Origin of the sequence: Halostella salina (assembly GCF_003675855.1) — an archaeon.
Taxonomy (GTDB): Archaea; Halobacteriota; Halobacteria; order Halobacteriales; family Natronoarchaeaceae; genus Halostella; species Halostella salina.
The window spans coordinates 1-19,177 of sequence record NZ_RCIH01000011.1; the positions used below are offsets into that span (position 1 = coordinate 1).

24 protein-coding genes, 1 tRNA gene and 1 rRNA gene are annotated in these 19,177 nt (G+C 69.3%); 11 read left to right on the plus strand and 15 right to left on the minus strand.

Translation table 11 applies throughout. The features are described from left to right. From rrf to D8896_RS17815, 3 genes are all read left to right on the plus strand, one after another. Positions 1-97 (plus strand): 5S ribosomal RNA (rrf, locus tag D8896_RS17805); the annotation flags it as partial. A gap of 129 nt (positions 98-226) precedes the next feature. Beyond that, positions 227-1,519, plus strand: coding sequence for a DNA polymerase IV (gene dinB / locus D8896_RS17810; RefSeq protein ID WP_121823460.1), 1,293 nt, complete (start codon positions 227-229; stop codon positions 1,517-1,519). Positions 1,520-1,581: 62 nt separating this feature from the next. Then, complete coding sequence (locus tag D8896_RS17815; RefSeq protein WP_121823461.1) at positions 1,582-2,748, plus strand: J domain-containing protein; 1,167 nt, start codon at positions 1,582-1,584, stop codon at positions 2,746-2,748. Here D8896_RS17815 and D8896_RS17820 read toward each other — a convergent pair. From D8896_RS17820 to D8896_RS17840, 5 genes are all read right to left on the minus strand, one after another. Beyond that, positions 2,720-3,970, minus strand: coding sequence for a glycosyltransferase family 87 protein (locus D8896_RS17820; RefSeq protein ID WP_121823462.1), 1,251 nt, complete (start codon positions 3,968-3,970; stop codon positions 2,720-2,722). The two genes, D8896_RS17815 and D8896_RS17820, sit on opposite strands and share 29 nt — an antisense overlap. A gap of 95 nt (positions 3,971-4,065) precedes the next feature. Beyond that, positions 4,066-4,725: a uracil-DNA glycosylase family protein gene (locus D8896_RS17825; RefSeq protein ID WP_121823463.1), complete on the minus strand. Its 660-nt coding sequence runs from the start codon at positions 4,723-4,725 to the stop codon at positions 4,066-4,068. A 73-nt stretch (positions 4,726-4,798) separates the two neighbouring features. Further along, positions 4,799-4,996: a heavy-metal-associated domain-containing protein gene (locus D8896_RS17830; RefSeq protein WP_121823464.1), complete on the minus strand. Its 198-nt coding sequence runs from the start codon at positions 4,994-4,996 to the stop codon at positions 4,799-4,801. Between the two features lie 87 nt (positions 4,997-5,083). Continuing rightward, entirely contained in the window at positions 5,084-5,674 is a 591-nt protein-coding gene (locus D8896_RS17835; protein ID WP_121823465.1) for an AsnC family transcriptional regulator, read from the minus strand. A gap of 92 nt (positions 5,675-5,766) precedes the next feature. Continuing rightward, a complete protein-coding gene (locus D8896_RS17840; protein WP_121823466.1) occupies positions 5,767-6,339 on the minus strand; it encodes a peroxidase-related enzyme in 573 nt (190 codons plus the stop codon). An 85-nt stretch (positions 6,340-6,424) separates the two neighbouring features. On the opposite strand from D8896_RS17840, the gene D8896_RS17845 reads away from it, so the two are divergent. Both D8896_RS17845 and D8896_RS17850 read left to right on the plus strand, forming a co-directional pair. Then, positions 6,425-6,916 (plus strand): metal-dependent hydrolase, encoded by a 492-nt coding sequence (locus D8896_RS17845; RefSeq protein ID WP_121823467.1) that lies wholly within the window; start codon positions 6,425-6,427, stop codon positions 6,914-6,916. Positions 6,917-6,966: 50 nt separating this feature from the next. Continuing rightward, the gene (locus tag D8896_RS17850; RefSeq protein ID WP_121823468.1) at positions 6,967-7,257 is read left to right on the plus strand and encodes a DUF7577 domain-containing protein; all 291 of its coding nucleotides are present in this window, start codon (positions 6,967-6,969) and stop codon (positions 7,255-7,257) included. Positions 7,258-7,299: 42 nt separating this feature from the next. Here the strand turns inward: D8896_RS17850 and D8896_RS17855 are convergent, their stop codons facing one another. Next, positions 7,300-8,277, minus strand: a complete 978-nt coding sequence (locus tag D8896_RS17855) for a Gfo/Idh/MocA family protein (protein ID WP_121823469.1) — start codon at positions 8,275-8,277, stop codon at positions 7,300-7,302. A gap of 117 nt (positions 8,278-8,394) precedes the next feature. Here D8896_RS17855 and D8896_RS17860 point away from each other — a divergent pair, with 117 nt between their 5' ends. The 3 genes from D8896_RS17860 (at position 8,395) to D8896_RS17870 (ending at position 10,273) form a co-directional block, all read left to right on the plus strand. Further along, entirely contained in the window at positions 8,395-8,871 is a 477-nt protein-coding gene (locus D8896_RS17860) for a hypothetical protein (protein ID WP_121823470.1), read from the plus strand. A 78-nt stretch (positions 8,872-8,949) separates the two neighbouring features. Next, positions 8,950-9,405 (plus strand): hypothetical protein, encoded by a 456-nt coding sequence (locus D8896_RS17865; RefSeq protein WP_121823471.1) that lies wholly within the window; start codon positions 8,950-8,952, stop codon positions 9,403-9,405. A 28-nt stretch (positions 9,406-9,433) separates the two neighbouring features. After that, complete coding sequence (locus D8896_RS17870) at positions 9,434-10,273, plus strand: aldo/keto reductase (protein ID WP_121823472.1); 840 nt, start codon at positions 9,434-9,436, stop codon at positions 10,271-10,273. A gap of 31 nt (positions 10,274-10,304) precedes the next feature. Here D8896_RS17870 and D8896_RS17875 read toward each other — a convergent pair whose 3' ends face one another. From D8896_RS17875 to D8896_RS17895, 5 genes are all read right to left on the minus strand, one after another. Next, the gene (locus D8896_RS17875; protein WP_121823473.1) at positions 10,305-10,616 is read right to left on the minus strand and encodes a nucleoside triphosphate pyrophosphohydrolase; all 312 of its coding nucleotides are present in this window, start codon (positions 10,614-10,616) and stop codon (positions 10,305-10,307) included. 59 nt (positions 10,617-10,675) lie between these two features. Beyond that, a complete protein-coding gene (sucD, locus tag D8896_RS17880; RefSeq protein ID WP_121823474.1) occupies positions 10,676-11,545 on the minus strand; it encodes a succinate--CoA ligase subunit alpha in 870 nt (289 codons plus the stop codon). Further along, a complete protein-coding gene (gene sucC / locus D8896_RS17885) occupies positions 11,542-12,687 on the minus strand; it encodes an ADP-forming succinate--CoA ligase subunit beta (RefSeq protein WP_121823475.1) in 1,146 nt (381 codons plus the stop codon). Before sucC ends, sucD begins: the two co-directional genes overlap by 4 nt. A 111-nt stretch (positions 12,688-12,798) precedes the next feature. Beyond that, complete coding sequence (locus D8896_RS17890; RefSeq protein ID WP_121823476.1) at positions 12,799-14,457, minus strand: potassium channel family protein; 1,659 nt, start codon at positions 14,455-14,457, stop codon at positions 12,799-12,801. Positions 14,458-14,549: 92 nt separating this feature from the next. After that, positions 14,550-14,825, minus strand: coding sequence for a hypothetical protein (locus tag D8896_RS17895; RefSeq protein ID WP_121823477.1), 276 nt, complete (start codon positions 14,823-14,825; stop codon positions 14,550-14,552). 102 nt (positions 14,826-14,927) lie between these two features. On the opposite strand from D8896_RS17895, the gene D8896_RS17900 reads away from it, so the two are divergent. Continuing rightward, complete coding sequence (locus D8896_RS17900; RefSeq protein WP_121823478.1) at positions 14,928-15,881, plus strand: TIGR03557 family F420-dependent LLM class oxidoreductase; 954 nt, start codon at positions 14,928-14,930, stop codon at positions 15,879-15,881. A gap of 21 nt (positions 15,882-15,902) precedes the next feature. On the opposite strand, the gene D8896_RS17905 is transcribed toward D8896_RS17900, so the two are convergent. The 4 genes from D8896_RS17905 to D8896_RS17920 form a co-directional block, all read right to left on the minus strand. Continuing rightward, entirely contained in the window at positions 15,903-16,361 is a 459-nt protein-coding gene (locus tag D8896_RS17905) for a phosphopantetheine adenylyltransferase (RefSeq protein WP_121823479.1), read from the minus strand. Between the two features lie 24 nt (positions 16,362-16,385). Beyond that, entirely contained in the window at positions 16,386-17,159 is a 774-nt protein-coding gene (locus D8896_RS17910) for a hypothetical protein (protein WP_121823480.1), read from the minus strand. A gap of 72 nt (positions 17,160-17,231) precedes the next feature. Next, on the minus strand, positions 17,232-17,771 hold the full coding sequence (locus D8896_RS17915) for a hypothetical protein (RefSeq protein WP_121823481.1): 540 nt from the start codon (positions 17,769-17,771) through the stop codon (positions 17,232-17,234). A gap of 198 nt (positions 17,772-17,969) precedes the next feature. Next, a tRNA-Glu gene (locus D8896_RS17920) sits at positions 17,970-18,044 on the minus strand. A gap of 127 nt (positions 18,045-18,171) precedes the next feature. Here D8896_RS17920 and D8896_RS17925 point away from each other — a divergent pair. Together D8896_RS17925 and D8896_RS19660 are read left to right on the plus strand one after the other, a co-directional pair. Further along, positions 18,172-18,903 carry a fumarylacetoacetate hydrolase family protein gene (locus D8896_RS17925; protein WP_121823482.1) on the plus strand — a complete coding sequence of 244 codons (732 nt, stop codon included), beginning with the start codon at positions 18,172-18,174 and terminating at the stop codon, positions 18,901-18,903. A 32-nt stretch (positions 18,904-18,935) separates the two neighbouring features. Then, positions 18,936-19,088 (plus strand): hypothetical protein, encoded by a 153-nt coding sequence (locus tag D8896_RS19660; protein WP_162991644.1) that lies wholly within the window; start codon positions 18,936-18,938, stop codon positions 19,086-19,088. Positions 19,089-19,177 lie beyond the last annotated feature (89 nt).

The window sequence follows — 19,177 nt, forward strand, 5'->3', positions numbered from 1 at the left end:
CACCCGTACCCATCCCGAACACGGACGTTAAGCCCGCCAGCGTTCCGGCAAGTACTGGAGTGCGCGAGCCTCTGGGACCACCGGATCGCCGCCTGCCCACTCATACTCATACTCATACTTTCAGCCCACGGAGCACTGCGCTCCGTGGGCTTTCTTCATTTATTGCGTAGTGCCGACAGCGTCTCGTGGCGCGTCATTAATACCGCTCGGCTCCGAACCACCGATAATGGCGGACGATGGGCCGCGACTTCCGGGCGCTCCCGAGGCGGAGGGCGGCGACCGGATCGTCCTCCACGTCGATATGGACTGCTTCTACGCGGCCTGCGAGCGACTCCGGGAGCCGGAGCTACGCGGGGAGCCCCTCGTCGTCGGAATGGGGTACGAACCGGGCGACGAGGTCGGTGCGGTGGCGACGGCGAGCTACGAGGCCCGGGAGTACGGCGTCGAAAGCGCGCAGGCGATCTCGACGGCGCTGGAGCGGCTCCCGCGGAAGGTCGACGCACGAGAGGACCCGGACACCGATCCGACAGAGGCGGGGTACTACCGGCCGGTCGATATGGACTTCTACGAGTCGGTCAGCGGCGAGGTCAAGGATATCCTGCACGACTGCGCGGACGTAGTGCGCGAGGTGAGCATCGACGAGGCGTACCTGGACGTGACCGACCGAACCGCCTGGGACGTCGCCGACGGCTTCGCGCGACACGTCAAGCACCGCATCGAGCGGGAGGTCGGCGTCGTCGCCAGCATCGGCGTCGCGCCGAACATGAGCACCGCCAAGGTCGCCAGCGACCGCGACAAGCCGGACGGCCTCGTCGTGGTCGAACCGGACGAGGTCCGCGGCTTCCTCGCACCGCTCGACGTGGAGGAGATCCACGGCGTCGGTCCGGTGACGGCGCGGGAACTGCGCAGCATGGGACTGGAGACCGCGGGCGACGTGGCCGACGCGGATCCGCGGGACCTCGAAGCCGCGTTCGACAGCCGTGGTCGGGAACTGTACGAGCGTGCGCGCGGGGAGGACGACCGGGAAGTGACGCCGACCGGGCGGCCGAAGAGCCTCTCCCGCGAGTCGGCCTTCGCGGAGGCGGTGGCCGAAGCCGAGCCGAAGCGGGAGCAGGTCCGGACGCTGGCCGGCGCTGTCGCTGACCGCGCACGACGGGAGGGCGCGCTGTACCAGACCATCGGGATCAAGGCGGTGACGCCGCCGTACGACGTGAACACGCGGGCGAAGTCGCTGCCGGGGCCGGTCGACGAACCGGCCCTCGTCGAGGAGGTAGCGCTCGACTTGCTCGGGGAGTTCGCCGACGAGCCAGTCCGGAAGGTCGGCGTGCGCGTCTCGAATCTCAGTTTCGCCGCGGGCGACCAGACGAGTCTTGACGGGTGGGGGTCGGAGACGGACGCGGAGGCGGCGAAACGGGCCGATCCGTCCGAACCGGCGGATCCGGCAGGCACGAATTCCGGGGAGGGGCGGACCGACGCCGACATGCTGTCGGGACAGACGACGCTGTGTGATTTCCGATAGCGCCTGGATTTTTGCATTGAAAATATAAGCCCCCGGTACGTTTCCGGAACCGAACACTCTGTATGACGCACGATTTCTACGATCTCCTCGGGGTCCCCGACGACGCCTCCCAGGACGAGATCAAGGACGCGTTCAGGCAGAAGGTCCAGGAGGTGCACCCGGACCTGAACGACGACCCCCGAGCGCCCGCCCAGTTCACTGCCCTCAAGAAAGGGTACGACACGCTGAAAGACCCGGTCGAGCGGAAGGCGTACGACCGGCTTGGACACAAGGACTACGTGGCGAAGCGGCTGGAGGGACTCCCCGACCCGGAGCAGTGGAAGCCGGCCGACGCGGACGAGGGGAGCACGATAACCGACTCGACGACGGGCGGGTCGACGACGACCGGCTCGTCGGTTGGGGGTTCGGGAGCGACATCCACGGGGACGACGTCGGCGAGCAGCGCCGGAACGACGAGTTCGACCGGGAGCGCGACCGACGGAGCCGGCTCGGCGGCGAGCGCGAGCACCGGGTCGAACACGTCGACGCGGACGAACACGGGCACCCGAACGTCGACGGGCGGGTCGACGGTCGAGGGGACGCACACGGGGACGACGAGTACGGAGACGACGGGTGCGAAAACCACGAGCGGTGGAACGACGGCCGGGAGCGATGCGAGCACCGGCGACGCGTCGACCACCACGTCGACGGACACGTCGGCCTCGACTCCGGGGCTGGTCGAGCGACTCCGGTCGATCAACTACGGCTGGCCGGTCGTGTTCCTGACGTCGCTGATATACCTCGCTGGCGTCGGGCTGTACGCCCGGGGGAACGCCGCGGGACTTCGGGAGTTCGCGTCGGCAGTGAGTGCGGCCGGGACGGACACGGCGGCGCTCCGCGAGGCGGCGCTGACGGCCGACTACGGGCTAGGGACGGTGTTCGACTTCGTCCGGACGACGGCGGTCACCGGCGGCCGGCCCGGCGCGGGCGTCCTCGTCGCGATCGGCACCGTGGCGCTGCCGGCGATCTTCTTCGTCGTGGTCCGGACGACCCGGCGGTCGTTCGCCTGGCAGCCGACGTATCTGTACGTCGTCGCCGTGCTGATGCCGCTGGTCGGGCTCGCCGCGAACGCCGGCGGCGTCGAGTGGCCGGCCCTGACAGTCGCCGCCTTCGGCCTGTTTCCGCTGCTTGCGGTGGTCGCCCTCCCGTTCAACGCCTTCGTCACGCCGCGGCTGAAGCGACTGTTCTGACCGACACCCCGTTTCTGTAGCGGTACGCCACACAGGCCGCGAGCATCAGCACCATCCCGTACTCGATCGGCGACATGAAGGTAAACACCGGTCGGACGACCGAGAACAGGGCGGGCTGGACCGCGTCGGGGAGCAGTCGGACGACGTTCTCGGCGTTGTTGAGCGTGTACGAGATGTTCGCCACGAACGCGCCGGCGACGAACGCCGTCCGGACCGGCCGGTCGTCCATGAGATACAGCAGCGCGACGAGCGGGAAGACGAGGTAGACGTAGTAGATGAAGTAGGAGGGGAGCGCGAGCAGGGTCGCCGTCACGGTGCCGTGGATGGCGACCAGCCGGTCGACCCGGTCGTCGAGGTCGGTGTAGAGGTAGAGGACGACCGGGGCGAGCAGGAGGAAGGGGAGCGCGACGAGCAGGGTGGGGTCCATCTCGGGGAACGCGACCGAGAGCGGGCGACGGAGCGTGATGTACGCGCTGTTGGGGTCGAGACCCCCCTGGAACATATCAGCGCGGTTCCGCGGGAACAGCGCCTCGCGGAAGTACGTCCGGGTGGTTTCGACGCCGAAGACGGGGACGCCGAGCGCGAGCAGGCCGACGCCCGTCCCGACCGCAGCGCCGACGGCGCGCCACGCCCGGCGGCGGAGGAACCAGACGCCGAACAGCGCCGGAAACACCTTGATGAACGCGACCAGCGCGAACGCGACCCCCGACAGCTCCTCGCGGCCGCGGTCCAGCGCGACGAACCCGACGACGGTGAGGGCCGCCAGCTGGACGTTGACGTTGCCGTAGAACACCGACGGGACGGAGTGGATGGAGGCGACGAGGAAGGCGGCGACGAGCGCGTAGTCGATGCGGGAGAGCGACCGCCCGGAGCGCTCGACGTACCGGCAGAGCAGGACGCCGCCGGCCGCGCCGATCACGACCGCGCCGGCCGTGTGGACGACGAACCCCGGCAGCCAGCCCCCCGGGATCGCCGCAGGGTAGAACGCGAGGACGGACAGCGGCGGGTAGAGGTATCGGTATGCGGGCCAGTCCGGCGGCGTCGCCGCGTAGAAGTCGCCGCCGGCCAGCGCGGTCTCGGCGGCGTAGTAGTACACCTTGAAGTTGAGCGCGAACATGTCGGCGCGCCCGAGCCGCATCAGCGCGGCCGTGCGGACGCCAAGGAGGACGCCCGTGACGAGGACGAACCACGCCCCGAGCGGGTAGCCGCGAAACCGGTTCATACCAGGTGGCTCCGTCGGCACCTATACGTGTTTTGTGGAATCGTCGGGGGCCGCCGGGGGCGTTCGATCGGGATCCGGGAGTCGGACCGCCTGGCTCACCGGACACGGTACGGTTCGTCGCCGGGCAGGAACCGGCCGAGGTCGCTCTCCTGGCGGTAGTCAGAGCCGAGGATCGCCTCCAGCCGTGCGAGCAGTCGGTCGGCGTCCGTGTCATCCCACTCGCCGGGGTCGCGGACGGGGACGACGAGATACCCTCGGCCGCGGACCTCGGAGGCGTGGATCGCCGGCATCTCCGTCCCGACCCGGTCGGCCTTCGCGGTGAACTCCGCGAGGACGTGGGCGGTCGCCCGCTCCCCGACGGGGAGGATGACGTGGGCGTTGATCGCGCGGAACTCGGCGTCGAAGAAGGGTTCGAGGCGGGCGTACGACTCGGCGTCGGGCGTCTCGCCCTCGGGGGGACAGCAGGTGTGGAGGTAGCTCAGAAACAGGTTCTCGGCCGTCGGTTCGTCGGCGTAGGGCGCGTCGAGAAACCCGGCGTCGTGGAGCACCGACTGAAGGGGGCCGGCCCCCTCGGTGCCGGTGAAGGGGACGCCGGTCGAGCGACCGCCGTGGACGCCGGGGTGGTCGCCGACGACGTGGAAGTCGGCGTTGGCGTCGCCGTAGCCGTGGACGACGTCGTACTCGGCCGAGCAGGCCGCCTCGCACGGCGGCGACATGCCGAACGGGTTCCGCGTCCGGTCCGTGACGTTCTGCACGGCGACCGGTAGCACGGAGACGCCTAAAACGGCCGCGGTTTCGACGACGTTTGCGGAGCGTGTACGCGCCGCGCTACGTCGACGGCTCGTAGCCGGCCATCTCGACTTTTTCGGCCAGCGTCTCCACGTCGGCGTCGCCCTCGACTTCGGCGACGCTTTCGTACCGGTCGGCCTCGGCGTCGTCGACGCCGTCGGCCATCTCCAGCGCCGTCTCGACGACCGATTCGCAGCCCTGGCAAGTCATTCCATCGACCGTGAGTTCCGTCGCCATACCGGATCGATCGGCACGTTCCTATAGAATAGTTACGGTCAGGGCTCGAACCGACGGAACAGCGGACGGTCGGCCGGGACCACCCGGTCAGGCGGACTCCGTCATCGACCGGTATCGCTCCTCGAAGTTGTGCCGACAGGACGAACTGCAGAAGTGGTGGACCCGGTCGTCGATCCGGACCGACTCGCCCTCCGTCGTCACGGTGGTGCCACACTCGTCGCAGTCCGGCGCGAACTCGGCGGCGTCGACCTCGGGGCTCCACTCCGAATCCGCGAGCAGGCGAACGTCGTAGCCGCGCACGCGGTCGGTGTCGACGACGTCGGCGAGCAGCGCCCCTACCTCGTCGGGTCGTATCGTCGCTTTCACCACGACGCCCGCGTCCGCAGTGGCGAACACGTGTTCGATCGGGTCGGCCTCGGCGAGGCGGCGCTTCACGTCGGCGACGTTCCCCGGCCGGAGTTCGACGTCGACGAGTACGGCGACGCCGTCGTGCAGTTTCGACCGGTCGATGTCGAGCGTGAACCGCTCGATGACGCCGAGCGATTCGAGTCGGTCGACGCGGTCCGACACCGTCGGCGGCGAGACGCCGACCTGGTCGGCGATCTCGCTGTACGGTCGGCGGGCGTCGGCCGCGAGGAGCCGAAGAATGTCGAGGTCAGTGTCGTCGAGTTCGCGCATGGCGTGGCGTTGCACCGGTGCCAGTAAACGCTTTTCGACACGACACAATTAATTTAACATATCTTTGAGGTCGTCACTCGCCGGCGCGGCGGCTATCGGCCCATCGTGTGGAACTCCTCGTTCGGCCGCATATCCGCGAGCTGTGCCATCCGGTTCGAGAGGTTGAAGAACGCGGCGACGGCCCCGATGTCCCATATCTCCTGCCGGCTGAAGCCGGCCGCCTCCAGCCGCTCGAAGTCGTCCTCGTCGACCGCGGCCTGGTTCTCGGTGAGCTTCACCGCCAGGTCGAGCATCCGACGGTGGCGGTCGCTCACGTCGGCGTTCCGGTAGTTCGAGACGAGCTGGTCCGCGAGCAGCGGGTCCTCGGCGTAGATCCGAACCAGCGCGCCGTGTGCGACGTTGCAGTAGTAGCAGTCGTTCGCGCCGCTGACGGCGACGATGATCATCTCTATCTCCTCGCGGGTCAGGTCGCTCTCCTCGACCAGCGCGTCGTAGTACTGGAAGAACGCCCGGAACTGTGACGGTCGGTAGGCGTACGCCAGGAACACGTTCGGCGTGAATCCGGTGCGTTCCGTCTCCGCCTCGATGCGCTCCTGCAGGTCCTCGGGCAGGTCCTCGACGTCCGGTACGGGGAACCGCGTCATGGCTTCCACATCGTCTGCCATGGCTGGCCGTTCACGGCTATCGATTATGACGGTTGTGCTCCGCGGGGACCGAAAGGGTTGGGAGCGTCCGCCTCGAACTGGGGCCGTGTACCAGCTCGGCCACTGCGGGATCGCCCTGCTCGTCTACGCGCCGATAGGGGCGGCGCTCGTCCTCGCCGGGCACGGCTTCGCGGCGTACGTCGGCGGCGCGGTGATGGTCGCCACGGCGACGCTCCCCGACTGCGACCACCGTCTCCCACTGGTCGAGCACCGCGGCCCGACCCACTCGGTGCCGTTCGCGCTGCTGGTCGGTGCGGGGTTCGGCGTCGTCGGATCGGTCGTCGCGCCGGCCGTCGACGGCGCGCTCGGCGTCGACCCCGCGGCGTTCGGCTTCGCGATCGGGTGTCTCTCGGTGGCGACACACCTGCTCGGCGACGTGCTGACGCCGATGGGGATCCGGCCGCTGTGGCCGGTGTCGGACCGGCGCTACACGCTGAACCTGACGCACGCGAAGAACCCGCTCGCGAACTACGGGCTGTTCGCGCTGGGCGTGCTGGCCACGGCGGTGACGCTGGTCGGTCTCGCTCGCGTGGTCTGACGCGGGCCGGGGCCGTACCGACTAAGTACCGTCGTGTGTTACTGTTTACCATGAGCGCGATCGTCACCGCGGTCCTGTACGCGGGGGTCGTCGTCCTCGTCCCGCTGCTCGTCGTACTCCCCATCCTCCTGCTGGAGCGCCGTCGGGAGGACGGCGGTGCGGGACTCACGGACACCTCGTCGGGGGCGGTGTTCCGGGGAGGGGCTGACGACCGTTCGAACGGCTCGGACCACGGGGAGTCCGAAGCGTCGGACGCCGTCGCCTGCCGCACCTGCGGGGAACTCAACGGTGCCGACTACACGTTCTGTCGCGAGTGCGCTGAACCCCTCGCCGGCCGCTGAGGCTCGCGACTGACGCGGTCGGCTCGTTCGTCGCCGGGGGCTTCAGTCGAGCGCCACGGGCGCATCGGTCGCCGCGCTCTCCCTGATCGCGTCGATGACGGCGAGCGTCGCCGCGGCGTCCGCGGCGTCGGTCAGGGGCGTCCGCCCCTCGGCGACGCAGTCCGCGAAGTGGTCGGCCTCCAGCGCGTACTGGTCGACCGGGTCGAACGTCTCGGTGACGGTCCGGCCGTCGACCTCGTAGGAGAGCGTGGGCGTCGACACGCCGGAGGTGTTGAACGCGTCGGGGACCTCCAGCCAGCCGTCGGTCGTCTCGACGCGGTAGTACTGTGATTCGGGCGTCTCGAACCCGGAGGAGACCTGCGCGGTCGCCCCGTCGTCGTACGCCAGGGTCGCCGCGGCCTCGGTCTCGACGCCCACGCCGCGCGCGTCGTTCGTCGTTCCGAGCACGCGGTCTGGTTCCCCGAGGAACTGTCGGGTGGCGTGGATCGCGTAACAGCCCACGTCCATCAGACTCCCGCCCGCCAAGTCCGGCGAAAGGCGGATGTCGTCGGGCGTATCGCCCATGCGGAACGAGAACCGGGACTGGACCGACCGAACCTCCCCTAGCTCCGTCTCGACGATTTCGATCGCGCGCTCGGTTCGGGGGTTGTACCGGTACATGAACGCCTCCATCAGCGTCACGCCGCGGTCGTCGCAGTACTCGCCCATCGCGCGGGCCTCCGCGGCGTCGACGCCGAGGGGTTTCTCGCAGAGGACGTGCAGGCCCGCGTCGGCCGCCCGCTTCGTCCACTCCGCGTGCAGCGCGTTCGGGAGCGGGTTGTACACCGCGTCCACATCCTTGTCTTCCAGCAGGGCCTCGTAGCTCGCGTACGACCGCGGGATCCCGTGGTCCGCCGCGGCGTCGGCCGCCCGGTCCCCGTCCCGTGACGCGACCGCGACCACGTCGTGGTCGGTGTCGTCGAGCGCGGGGATGAACGCGGTGCGAGCGATGTGTGCCGTGCTGAGAACGCCGAAGTTCATGATCCACGGTTCGGCAGCGCCCGGTAAAAAGCCGTGACAAATCGACCTGTCAGCCACGGCAACGGTCCCTCACCAAGATTTAAGCCGAGACGGGTGGTAAGTAAGACCAATCAGCTCATGACGACAGACGGGGGAACGGTCGACCGGGGAACGGGGGTAACGACGATAAGCGACGGCGGCGTGTTCCGTGACGACCGGGACGAGGTGCAGGACACGACGGCGGGCGAACTGTTCGCTGAACTACAGGCGGAGAACGGAACCGACGGCCCGGACGCCGAGTTCGGGGACTCGGCCGAGGCGATCGTCGACGGGGCCGAGGGCCACAGCCACGAGCGGTTCACCGACGGCGGCCAGGCCATCGCGGCCGGGAAGGAGGTCGAGAACCTCCTGATCCCCGACCGCGAGGAGGGCGACGAGTTCCACTGGGTGAACACCGGCGACGGGGACGGCGACGAGTCGGCCCGGACCGCGACGGCGGTCGACGACGAGACAGCCACCGGCGACGCGAAGGGGTCACCCGACTCCGAGACGGAGGGGGCCGACGAGTCGGGCGGACTTCTCGGCAAGGTGCGGTCGCTGTTCGGCGGGCGCTGACCACTCGACTGCTCGGTGGGGGGAGCCGACCCGCCCGAGTCCCGAAAGTCCCTACTCCCGCGCGACCGTAGCGCCGACATGGTCGACCGCGAGGCGCTGCTTCTCGGACTGGTGCCCCCGCTTGCGTGTCTGTTGCTCGCCGTCTCCGTACGCGTGCCGGGGTCGGTTCAGGTCCCGGCAGCCGTCGTGCTCCTGCTGGCCGGCGCAGCCGGTGGCTACGTCGCCGGCACGTTCGCCGGCGGTAGCCGACGGCGGCGCGTCCGCCATGGCTTCCTGAGCGGCGGCGTTGCCGGCCTGCTGTTCGGCGGGACGCTCGCGTACGCCATCCACGAGAGCGCCGCGCCGCGGGAGACGCTGTACTGGTGGCTCCACTACGCCGTCGCCACGAGCACGCCGCCGGACGTGGTCGCCGCGTACGGGTACTACGTCCTCGCGGGCGTCGGGGCCGCCGCCGCGCTCGCCTACGCGGCGGGCGGGGCGGTCGCCGCCGCGGCGACGAAGACGGCAGGCTCCCGGGGGATCCGCTACAGTTAACGGCGTCGGCTGCCGCCTTCCACCCGGTATGACTGTCCCGACAAGGACGCTCCCCAGTGGCGACGAACTGCCCGCGGTCGGCGTCGGCACGTGGAACATCTCCGGCGACACCGTCCGCGAGGCCGTCCGCGCCGGGCTGGACGCCGGCTACGCACACGTCGACACCGCCGAGGGGTACAGAAACGAGGACGCGGTCGGCGACGCCATCGCCGACTACGACCGCGAGGACGTGTTCCTCACCTCGAAGGTGCTCCCGAAGAACCTCGGCTACGAGTCCGTGCTCCAGTCCTGCGAGGCGTCGCTGGAGCGGCTCGGTACCGACTACCTCGACCTCTATCTGATCCACTGGCCGAACCCGGCGATCTCGCTCCGCGAGACGCTGGACGCGATGGCGACGCTCCACGACGAGGGGAAGGTGCGAAACGTCGGCGTCTCGAACTTCAGCGCCTACCAGCTCTCCTGTGCACAGCACGTCTCGGACGTGCCGATCGCCGTCAACCAGATCGAGTTCCACCCGTGGTTCCAGCGGCCGGATCTCGTGGAGTACTGCCGCGAGACGGACACCGTTATCGAGGCCGCCGCGCCGCTCGCCCGCACGGATATCTTCGGGAGCGAGGTCGTGCAGGACCTCGCCGAAACCTACGACAAATCGCCCGCGCAGGTGGTCCTCCGGTGGGCCGTCGAGAACGACGTGGTGCCGCTGCCGAAGTCCTCCTCCCCCGAGCACGTCCGCGAGAACCTCGAACTGTTCGACTGGGAACTCGACGACGCGGACCGGCAGCGCCTCGACGCGGCCGACCGCGACGAGCCGGTGTACGACTACCCCTCGCGGGACTGGACCGGCGACGTGTACGGCATCTCGGAGTAGCGCCGTCGGCGAGGCGTCGGTGCCGGCCGCGCTACTCCACGCGCTCCAGCACGATCCGGTCCTCGAACCGCCCACGCCGCTCGGCTTTCTCCGCGCGGATCGCGTCGAGTTCGTCCGCCGTCAGCCCTTCCAGTTCCCGGAGGGCGTGGACTACTTCGAGCACGTCCGCCAGTTCCCCGGGGTCGCTGTCCTCGCGATACTCCCGGACCTCCTCGTCGAGTTTCTCGCGGAGGCGGCGCGCGTACTCCGCGTCGTCCGCGACGTGGGTAACGGGGCGCTCGCCGGTTTCCTCGATCACCGCGGGGATCCGGTCCCGGACGAGCTTGTCGTACTCGCGTGTCATGCCCGTGGCTTGCAGGGAGGCGCGGCAAAAAAGCGGTGAGTGACGCGGTCGGTGACGGCCTACAGCAGGTCCTCGACGGCGTCGGCGACCTCCTCGGGGGTGTCGCCGACGGGGACGCCCGCGTCGTTCAGGGCGTTGATCTTCGACTCGGCGGTGCCGGTGCCGCTGCCGGAGACGATGGCCCCCGCGTGGCCCATGCGCTTGCCCGGCGGCGCGGTGCGGCCGGCGATGAAGCCGGCGACCGGCGTGTCCATGTACTCGGCGATGTACTTGGCGGCCTGCTCCTCGTCCTCGCCGCCGATCTCGCCGCACATGACGACGGCCTCGGTGTCCTCGTCGGCCTCGAACAGCTCGAGGGCGTCGACGAAGTCCGTGCCGATGATCGGGTCGCCGCCGATGCCGATGGCGGTCGTCTGGCCGAGCCCGCGGTCGGTGAGGTTGTCGACGACCTGGTAGGTCAGCGTGCCCGACCGGGAGACGAGTCCGACGTTGCCCGAGGAGAAGATGTTGCCGGGCAGGATGCCCAGTTTCGCCTCGCCGGGCGTGATGATGCCGGGGCAGTTCGGCCCGATGAGGCGGGTGTCGACCTCCTGCAGACGCTTGTTCACGCGGGCCATGTCCTGCGTCGGGATGCCCTCCGTGATGGCGACCGCGAGGTCGATCGGCGCGTCGAGCGCCTCGAAGACGGCGTCGCCGGCGAAGGCCGGCGGGACGAAGATCACCGATGCGTCGGCGTCCTCCTCGCGGGCCGCGCCCTCGACGGTGTCGTAGACGGGGACGCCGTGGACCTCCTGACCGCCCTTGCCCGGCACCGCGCCGGCCACGACGTTGGTGCCGTACTCGATCATCTGCTCGGCGTGGAAGTTGCCCTCCCCGCCGGTGATACCCTGCACGATGACTCGGGTGTCGTCGTCGACTAGAACACTCATGCTTCCACCTCCGCGTAGTCGACCGCACGCTGGACCGCGTCCTCCAGCGTCTGTTCGACGGTGACCAGATCCTCGTTCAGGATCTCGAGTCCCTCCTCCCAGTTGGTGCCCGCGAGGCGCACGACGACGGGCTTCGGGATCTCGTCGAACTGCTCCAGGGCCTCGTTGATGCCGCGTGCGACCTCGTCGCCGCGGGTGATGCCGCCGAAGATGTTGAACACGACGCTGTCGACGTTGTCGTCGGAGAACACCATGTCCAGCGCGTTCGCGATGCGCTCGGCCTTCGCGCCGCCGCCCACGTCGAGGAAGTTGGCGGGCGCGCCGCCGTAGTAGTCCACGAGGTCGAGCGTCGTCATCACGAGGCCCGCGCCGTTGCCGATGATGCCGACGTTGCCGTCGAGCCGGACGTAGTCGAAGCCGTACTCGTCGGCCTTCTCCTCCAGTTCGTCGCCGCTCGCGGACTCGTCCTCCATCTCCGCGATCTCGGGCTGACGGAACAGGGCGTCCTCGTCGATGTTCATGACCGCGTCGGCCGCGATGACCTCGTCGTCGCTCGTGACCATCAGCGGGTTGATCTCGGCGTCAGCGCCGTCCTTGTCGTCCCACAGCTGGTACAGCGTCCGGAGGACGCTCGCCACGTCGTTGGCGACGGCGCGGTCGACGCCGGCCTCGTAGACGGCCTTCCGGGCCTGGTAGGGGTGCATCCCGAACGCGGGGTCGACGTGCTCGCGCACGATGGCGTCGGGGTCCTCCTCGGCGACCTCCTCGATGTTGACGCCGCCGCGGGTCGACACCATGGCCACGGGCTTGCCCTCGCCGCGGTCCATCGTGACGCCGACGTACAGCTCGTTGACGAAGTCGACGGCTTCCTCGACGAGCACCTGGTCGACGTGGATCCCTTTGAGGTCCATTCCGAGGATCGACTCGGCGGCCTCGCGGGCCTCCTCGTCGCTCTCGACCAGCTTGATCCCGCCTGCTTTGCCGCGTCCGCCGACCTGTACCTGCGCCTTGACGGCCACCGGGTAGCCGATCTCCCCCGCCGCTGCCAGGACCCCGTCGACGCTGTCCGCCAGTTCGGAGGCGGGCGTCGGGATCCCGGCGTCGGCGAAGACTCCCTTCGCCTGGTACTCGTGCAGTTTCATTATTGGCTCGGTCGGTACTTCCGAGGACGGCGAGTTAGTTGTGTCGAAAGTCACAGGCGCGGCCGCAGCCGCGGCCGACGGTCGTCCTGACGCGGCCCGAGACTGACACGCTCACGCCGCGTCGACGGTCCGCTCGAACTCCGCGATCCCCGCGTCACTGCCCGCGACGAACACCTCGTCGTCGGCCCGGACCGTCTCCCGCTCGCCGGTGTGGACGACCCCGTCACGCAGGACGCCGGCGACGGTCCAGCCCCGTTCCGCGTTCTGCCTGACAGCCCGGATCGACTCGCCGGCGAACGGGTCCCCGTCGGCCCGGACGACGCGGATCTGGCTCGCCGGGTCGACGACGCGCTCGCCGTGGACCTCCGAGGCCACGAGCCGGGCGCAGACGCGCTGGATCGACAGCACGTAGTCCGCGCCCGCCCGGAACGCCGCCGACGCCTTCTCGTCGTCGGTCACCCGGGCCAGTATCTCCACGTCGTCGGACAGCGAGCGGGCCATCGCGACGGTCAGCAGCGCCGTCGCGTCGTCGTCGACGGTGACGACCAGCGCCGTCGCGTCCTCGATGCCGGCTTCCCGGAGCGTCTCGGGTTCCGTCACGTCGCCCACCACGTCCGGGTTCGTCGCCGCCGACTCGTCGACGGTCGTCGCCGACACGTCCGCCGGGAGCGCGTCGACAGCCGCTTCCCCGCCCTCCCCACAGCCCGCGACGACGACCCGGGAGTGGTCGGCGACCCGCGAGACGCGCACGCCGCCCAGGTCGTTCACCACGTCGTCGATCTCGTCGACGGGCCCCGCGACGACCAGCACCGCGTTCGGCGTGAGCCGCTCGTCGGGCGAGGGCGGCAGGCGGAACTCCCCGTCGAACCACCCCGCGACGAGCGTCAGGTTCGGGTGCCCCGCCAGCGGCGAGTTCCGCACCTCCACGCCGTGGAGCGGGCTGTTCCGGCGGACGAGTATCTCCCGGATCGCCACGGCGTCGTCGTCGTTCACCCCGTTTCGCGCGACCGGCGTCGTCGCCTTCTCGGCGAGTCGCTGGCCGATGAGGGCGTTCGGCGCGATCCCCCGGTCCACGCCGACCTCGGTGAGCGCCGCCTTCCGCCGCGTCGAGGGGAGGAAGCTGATCACCCGAAGCTCATCGTTTGCCTCCAGCGCCGTCAGCACGATGCTTGCGGTGCCCTCGCCGGCGTCGGTGATGAGGAGGTTCGCCCGCTCGACGGTGGCGCGGTCGAGGTCCGCCCGGGTCTCGGGGTCGCCGTGTATCGCCTGGTACCCGTCATCGGAGAGCCGCTTTGCATCCTCCCGGTCGGACTCGATGAGGACGTAGTCCACGTCGAGCGCTTCGAGTTCCTCCAGCAGGAGTTCGGCGTTGCGCTGGTACTCCGCGACGACGACGTGCTCGTCTTTCGTCGTGAGCCGGTCGTCGAGGTTCAGCGGCGTCCGTTCGAACAGCGGAATGACCAGCACGCGCAGGGTGACGAAGCCGATGATGACGCCGGTGAGCTGGATCGTCACCATCAGCACGTTCATCGCCGGCGTGTCCCACGGCGCGTCCGCGCCGTATCCGGTCGTCGTCATCGTCTCGACGACCGTCTGGAACGACCGGAAGACCGACTGCGGGCGACGTTCGAGCGCCAACATCCCCCAGTTGTAGACGAACGTGAACAGGAGAACGACGGTGCCGAGCCCGACGACGAACTTGAGCAGCAGCCGCTGGCGCTGTGAGAGGTCCCGTGGCCGAAGCCCCCTGATGTCCCGGAGTTCGCGCATTCTGGTGTCAGTCGATATGACTGCGCTCCGGGTATAAACTCTGTCACGCCATCCCGTCGGCGCGGCTCCGGGGCCGGAGCAGTGTGACGCGCCTACGCCAGGATGCGGTCGGCCAGTTCCCGAGCCCGCTGGATCCGATCGTCGGCCTCGGGGTGGCCGCTCCCGTCGACTTCGGCGAGCAGGTCCCGGACGTGACCGACGCGCTCCTCGACGGTCGACACCGGCAGATCACTCTCGGCGAGGTCAGCCGCGACGGCCTCCGCCTCCCCGATCCACCGCGCCGCATTGCGCTCGACGGGCAGTTCGGCGGTCGCAGCCAGCGCGTCGTGGAGGGCCGCGAGGCGTCGGTCGCGCTCGGCGTCGTCCATGCGCGGCTCCAGGCGGCCCGGCGTCGTGACCCTTTCGCCCCGCCGGTGACAGGTCGTCGGCACCACACCGATGCTTAACCGCGTCGTCGTGGGAGGGCGACCATGCCCGAGTTCGGCTTCGCGCTGTCGAGCGAACTGCACGGTCCGAACGAACTCGTCGACCACGCCGTCCGCGCCGAGGAGCTGGGGTTCGACTACCTGACCGTCTCGGACCACTACCACCCGTGGATCCCCGCCCAGGGCGAGAGTCCGTTCGTCTGGACGACGCTCGGCGGCGTCGCCCGCGCGGTCGATGGGATCCCGATCGACACCGGCGTCACGTGCCCGATCATGCGGATCCACCCGGCGATCGTCGCACAGGCCGCAGCGACGGCGGCGACGATGCATCCGGGAACGTTCTCGCTGGGCGTCGGCACCGGCGAGGCGCTGAACGAGCACGTCACCGGGGAGCACTGGCCCGAACAGCCAGTCCGTCTGGAGATGCTGGAGGAGGCCGTCGCGGTGATCCGGAAGCTCTGGTCCGGCGAGCAGGTGAGCCACCACGGGACCCACTTCGACGTGCAGAACGCGCGCCTGTTCACGCTCCCGGAGTCGGAGCCGGCGATCCACGTCTCGGCGTACGGCGAACGCGCCGCCCGGACGGCCGCTGCGATCGGCGACGGGCTCGTCTCGGTCGGCCCGCAGGCGACCGTCGCCGACGCCTTCGCGGACGCCGGGGGCGAGGGGCCGAAGTACGCACAGCTGACGCTCTCCTACGCCGAAACCGAGGACGAGGCCGTCGACGCCGCGTACGAACGCTGGCCGAACACCGCGCTCGCCGGCGAGCTAAGCTCCCTGCTTCCCACGCCGGTCCACTTCGACCAGGCCTGCGAGATGGTCGCCCCTGGGGACATCGCCGAGGGGAGCACCGTCACGGACCCGGACCCGGACGCGCATATCGAGACCGTCGAGCAGTTCGTGGACGCGGGCTACGACCACGTCACCCTCCATCAGGTCGCGCCGGACGTGGAGGGGCTGCTGGAGTTCTACGCCGAGGAAGTGATGCCGTCGTTCTGACCGTCCTCGCCGACACCGGCCTCACAGGGCGTTCCCGTGTTCGTCTATCTCCCCGCGGACGACCCGTGTCGACGAGATCCGTTCCCCGTCGTCGGCCAGTACATGCGGGACCACGACCTGCTCCAGCGGCTCGAACCCGCGGTCCGTCCGCCGCCGGTTGATCTCGGCCACCCGGTCGTCCGTCTCGGGCGAGACGACGATGGCGTCGAGCGTCGGGTCGTCGTCCGCGAAGCCGTACTCGTCCTCGATCCGCCGGATCTCGATGTCGCGGCCGTGTTCGTCGAGGCGGTCGACCTCGGTCGCCACCCGTTCGCGGCGCTGTTCGAACGGCGGCACCGGGCGGTCCCGCGAGGACCGGGCCAACTCGTCGCTCGTGAGGCCGACGACGACCCCCTCATCGCCCCGCTCCAGCGCCGCCTCGAACAGGGCGCGGTGGCCGTCGTGGACCGGGCCGAACGTGCCGGCGACGACGACGCGCATACTGGCCGTTTGACGCGGACTCGCTTAGTCGGACTGGTCGTCGAGCGTCATGACGCCCTCGCCGGCCGCGAAGTTGACCCGCTTTTCCGTCCCGACGGTCAGGCTCACCGTCGCCCCGTCCAGGGTTTCCGGGCGGTCGAAGCGCACAGCGACCGTCCGGGACGTGAGATCGGCCGTGAACACGCAGGGGCGAGTGTGACAGCCGAAAGCACGGATCCCGTCGTCGGTTTCCTCGACGCGTTTGACGTGGGGCGTGATCGACCCGGATCCCCACCCGGTCTGGACGACCAGCACCGCCTCGCTGTCGAAATCCGTGCCCTCGACGAACTCCGACCCTGCGGCGTCGTCGCGGACCCGTTCCAGGTCCGACTCGTCGGTCAACAGCGTCGCGTAGTACTGGTCGCCCTCGTCGGCGTCGTCCAGCCGGAGCCCCTCGTCCGCGAGGGCGGGGCCGCGCTCGTTTGCCTGCTCGAAGGACAGCGACGGCTCGGCTGGCATGTTCTCGCACAGCCAGAGCGGGTCGCGGCCGTCCTCGGGCGGGTCGCACTCGGGTTCGGTTATCTCGTACGGCGGCTTGTCCACACGTTCAAGACTGTCGGGTAGAGCGCTGCCGTCGCTGTCGTCGCCGCTTCCTTCGTCCGTCCCGTCGTCGTCAGTCGTGCCGTTGTCGCTGTCGTCGTCGGTCGTCTCCTCCCGCGCCGTCCCGGGCTGTGGGTTCCCTTCCGACAGACAGCCGGTCAGTGCCGTTCCGGCGGCGGAGACCCCCGCCAGCAGCGCTCGCCTGCGGTTCAGTTCCATAGCCGACCGGTCGACCCTTCGGGATGAATCCTTTCGGGTAGCTCAAACGCCCGGTTGACATATGCTGGTCGACTACGAACCGCTGCTGATGGCGTAGACGTACCAGCCGCCCTGGTACGTGCGGACCTGATACACCGTTTCGACGGTCCTCGTCTGCTCCTCGCCGTCCTGCGTTCTCGTCACCTCGAACTCCACGGTGACTGAGGCCTGCGTGTCGGACTCGTTGCTCGTGGTCATGGACAGTACAGTTATCTCCGTATCCGAACCGCCACCGCTCTCCGGCGACGTGGTCGCGGAGCCGTCCGGATGGACGATCGCAGCCATGGTTTCGGCGTCGTTCTCCTGCCCGGCCTCGACGTACGTCTCGACGGCGGCCTGCGGACTCGCCGCACCGCCGCTGCTTCCCTCGCTGGTGGGCTGCGCTGTCCCGGTAGTGTCGGTCTCGGGGGCGCTCGTCCCGGTGCTGGTGTCAGTTTCGTCCCCGTCGTCCTCGTTGCTGTCGGTCGGGTTGCCCCCGCCATCCGAACTGTCGTCACCGTTCCCCGAACAGCCCGCGATACTCGCCGCCACAGCCGTCCCCGTCGCGCTCGCGATAAACTGTCGTCGGTGCATCGTGTTCCCGTAGGGGTTTTATTTCGCTTTTCTTAACTGCATCGTACGACCGCTCCGCGTAGTCGTGGGTCTCGTCACGATGTTCGCCCAGAAGAGTGCACCGTCCGGGGTTTGAACCCGATGCGAATTCTCGCTTGGCTCGGATTTCCGTGGTTCGAATCCCGCCCCTGCGCGCTTCGCTCACTGCGTTCGCTGTAGTGCTCCGTCTGGGATTTGAACCCAGGTCATCGGCTCGAAAGGCCGAAATGATTGGCCGGACTACACCAACGGAGCTGACTGCATCGAAGCGTACCGGGTTTTTGCTTAAATGCCCATCGGATCAGTCTCGACGGCCGCCGCCGTACCGTAGCCGGCTACCGCTTTCACAAAGGCTTAGCCGGGGACGAGCGACCCCACGCACATGCGACGTGTACGCTTTCGCGACCCGGCCGGCGCGGTTCGAACGGGCGAGTGGACCGACGACGGGATCGAGTTCGGCGGCGAAACGTACGACCCGGACGCCGTCGACGTGCTCCCGCCGTCCGAGCCGTCCAAGGTCGTCTGTATCGGCCGCAACTACGCGAAACACGCCGAGGAGCGCGACGAGGAGGTACCGGACCGCCCGCTGCTGTTCCTGAAGCCGCCGAACGCCGTCGCGGGCCACGGGGACGAGATCCGACTCCCGGCGGGGAAAGACCGGATCGAGCACGAGGCCGAACTCGCCGTCGTGATCGGCGAGCAGTGCCGGAACGTCCCCGAAAGCGAGGCGATGGCCGTGGTGGCGGGCTACACCTGCATGAACGACGTGTCGAACCGCGACGACCAGTCGCGGGAGCAAAACTGGGTCCGCGGGAAGGCGTTCGACGGGGCCGCCCCGCTCGGTCCTGTCGTCGCGCCGCCCGAGTCGGTGCCAGAGGACGCAAGCATCGAACTGCGCGTCAACGGCGAGACGCGGCAGGACTCCTCGCTGGAACACCTCATCTTCTCCGTCCCGGAGCTGATCGCCGAGATCACGACGTACATGACGCTGGAACCCGGCGACGTGGTCGCCACCGGAACGCCGGCCGGCGTCGGTCCGCTGACCGACGGCGACCGCGTCGAGGTCGAGGTCGAGGGCGTCGGCACGCTCGCCCACACCGCGGTGCAGGACTGATAGTGTTTGCTCTCGCCTACCGGTGATCGCCGGTGCAGTACTGGCGATACCCGGTGAACAGTGAGAGCAGTCACTACGATCCTGATGGCGACTCCGTGTTCGTCACCGGCGGCGCGCTGAACCCGAGGCTCAGCATCGCGGCGCTCGCGCTGAAGGCGGTTGACCACGTCGACGCGGCGCTGTGATCAGCCGTCCCGGGCAGGTAGAGGCCCTTTTGCCGGCAGGGCACGAGCGACGGAGCACCGGACATCGAGACGACAGGCCAACTCCCGCC

Coding starts and splice junctions, on each gene's coding strand:
- D8896_RS17915 (WP_121823481.1), bottom strand. CDS start 17,771: ATGCACCGACGACAGTTTATCGCGAGCGCGACGGGGACGGCTGTGGCG.
- D8896_RS17905 (WP_121823479.1), bottom strand. CDS start 16,361: ATGCGCGTCGTCGTCGCCGGCACGTTCGGCCCGGTCCACGACGGCCAC.
- D8896_RS17925 (WP_121823482.1), top strand. CDS start 18,172: ATGCGACGTGTACGCTTTCGCGACCCGGCCGGCGCGGTTCGAACGGGC.
- D8896_RS17855 (WP_121823469.1), bottom strand. CDS start 8,277: ATGAACTTCGGCGTTCTCAGCACGGCACACATCGCTCGCACCGCGTTC.
- dinB (WP_121823460.1), top strand. CDS start 227: ATGGCGGACGATGGGCCGCGACTTCCGGGCGCTCCCGAGGCGGAGGGC.
- D8896_RS17875 (WP_121823473.1), bottom strand. CDS start 10,616: ATGACACGCGAGTACGACAAGCTCGTCCGGGACCGGATCCCCGCGGTG.
- D8896_RS17860 (WP_121823470.1), top strand. CDS start 8,395: ATGACGACAGACGGGGGAACGGTCGACCGGGGAACGGGGGTAACGACG.
- D8896_RS17835 (WP_121823465.1), bottom strand. CDS start 5,674: ATGCGCGAACTCGACGACACTGACCTCGACATTCTTCGGCTCCTCGCG.
- D8896_RS17870 (WP_121823472.1), top strand. CDS start 9,434: ATGACTGTCCCGACAAGGACGCTCCCCAGTGGCGACGAACTGCCCGCG.
- D8896_RS17820 (WP_121823462.1), bottom strand. CDS start 3,970: ATGAACCGGTTTCGCGGCTACCCGCTCGGGGCGTGGTTCGTCCTCGTC.
- sucC (WP_121823475.1), bottom strand. CDS start 12,687: ATGAAACTGCACGAGTACCAGGCGAAGGGAGTCTTCGCCGACGCCGGG.
- D8896_RS17850 (WP_121823468.1), top strand. CDS start 6,967: ATGAGCGCGATCGTCACCGCGGTCCTGTACGCGGGGGTCGTCGTCCTC.
- D8896_RS17865 (WP_121823471.1), top strand. CDS start 8,950: ATGGTCGACCGCGAGGCGCTGCTTCTCGGACTGGTGCCCCCGCTTGCG.
- sucD (WP_121823474.1), bottom strand. CDS start 11,545: ATGAGTGTTCTAGTCGACGACGACACCCGAGTCATCGTGCAGGGTATC.
- D8896_RS17830 (WP_121823464.1), bottom strand. CDS start 4,996: ATGGCGACGGAACTCACGGTCGATGGAATGACTTGCCAGGGCTGCGAA.
- D8896_RS17890 (WP_121823476.1), bottom strand. CDS start 14,457: ATGCGCGAACTCCGGGACATCAGGGGGCTTCGGCCACGGGACCTCTCA.
- D8896_RS17840 (WP_121823466.1), bottom strand. CDS start 6,339: ATGGCAGACGATGTGGAAGCCATGACGCGGTTCCCCGTACCGGACGTC.
- D8896_RS17910 (WP_121823480.1), bottom strand. CDS start 17,159: ATGGAACTGAACCGCAGGCGAGCGCTGCTGGCGGGGGTCTCCGCCGCC.
- D8896_RS17900 (WP_121823478.1), top strand. CDS start 14,928: ATGCCCGAGTTCGGCTTCGCGCTGTCGAGCGAACTGCACGGTCCGAAC.
- D8896_RS17895 (WP_121823477.1), bottom strand. CDS start 14,825: ATGGACGACGCCGAGCGCGACCGACGCCTCGCGGCCCTCCACGACGCG.
- D8896_RS17815 (WP_121823461.1), top strand. CDS start 1,582: ATGACGCACGATTTCTACGATCTCCTCGGGGTCCCCGACGACGCCTCC.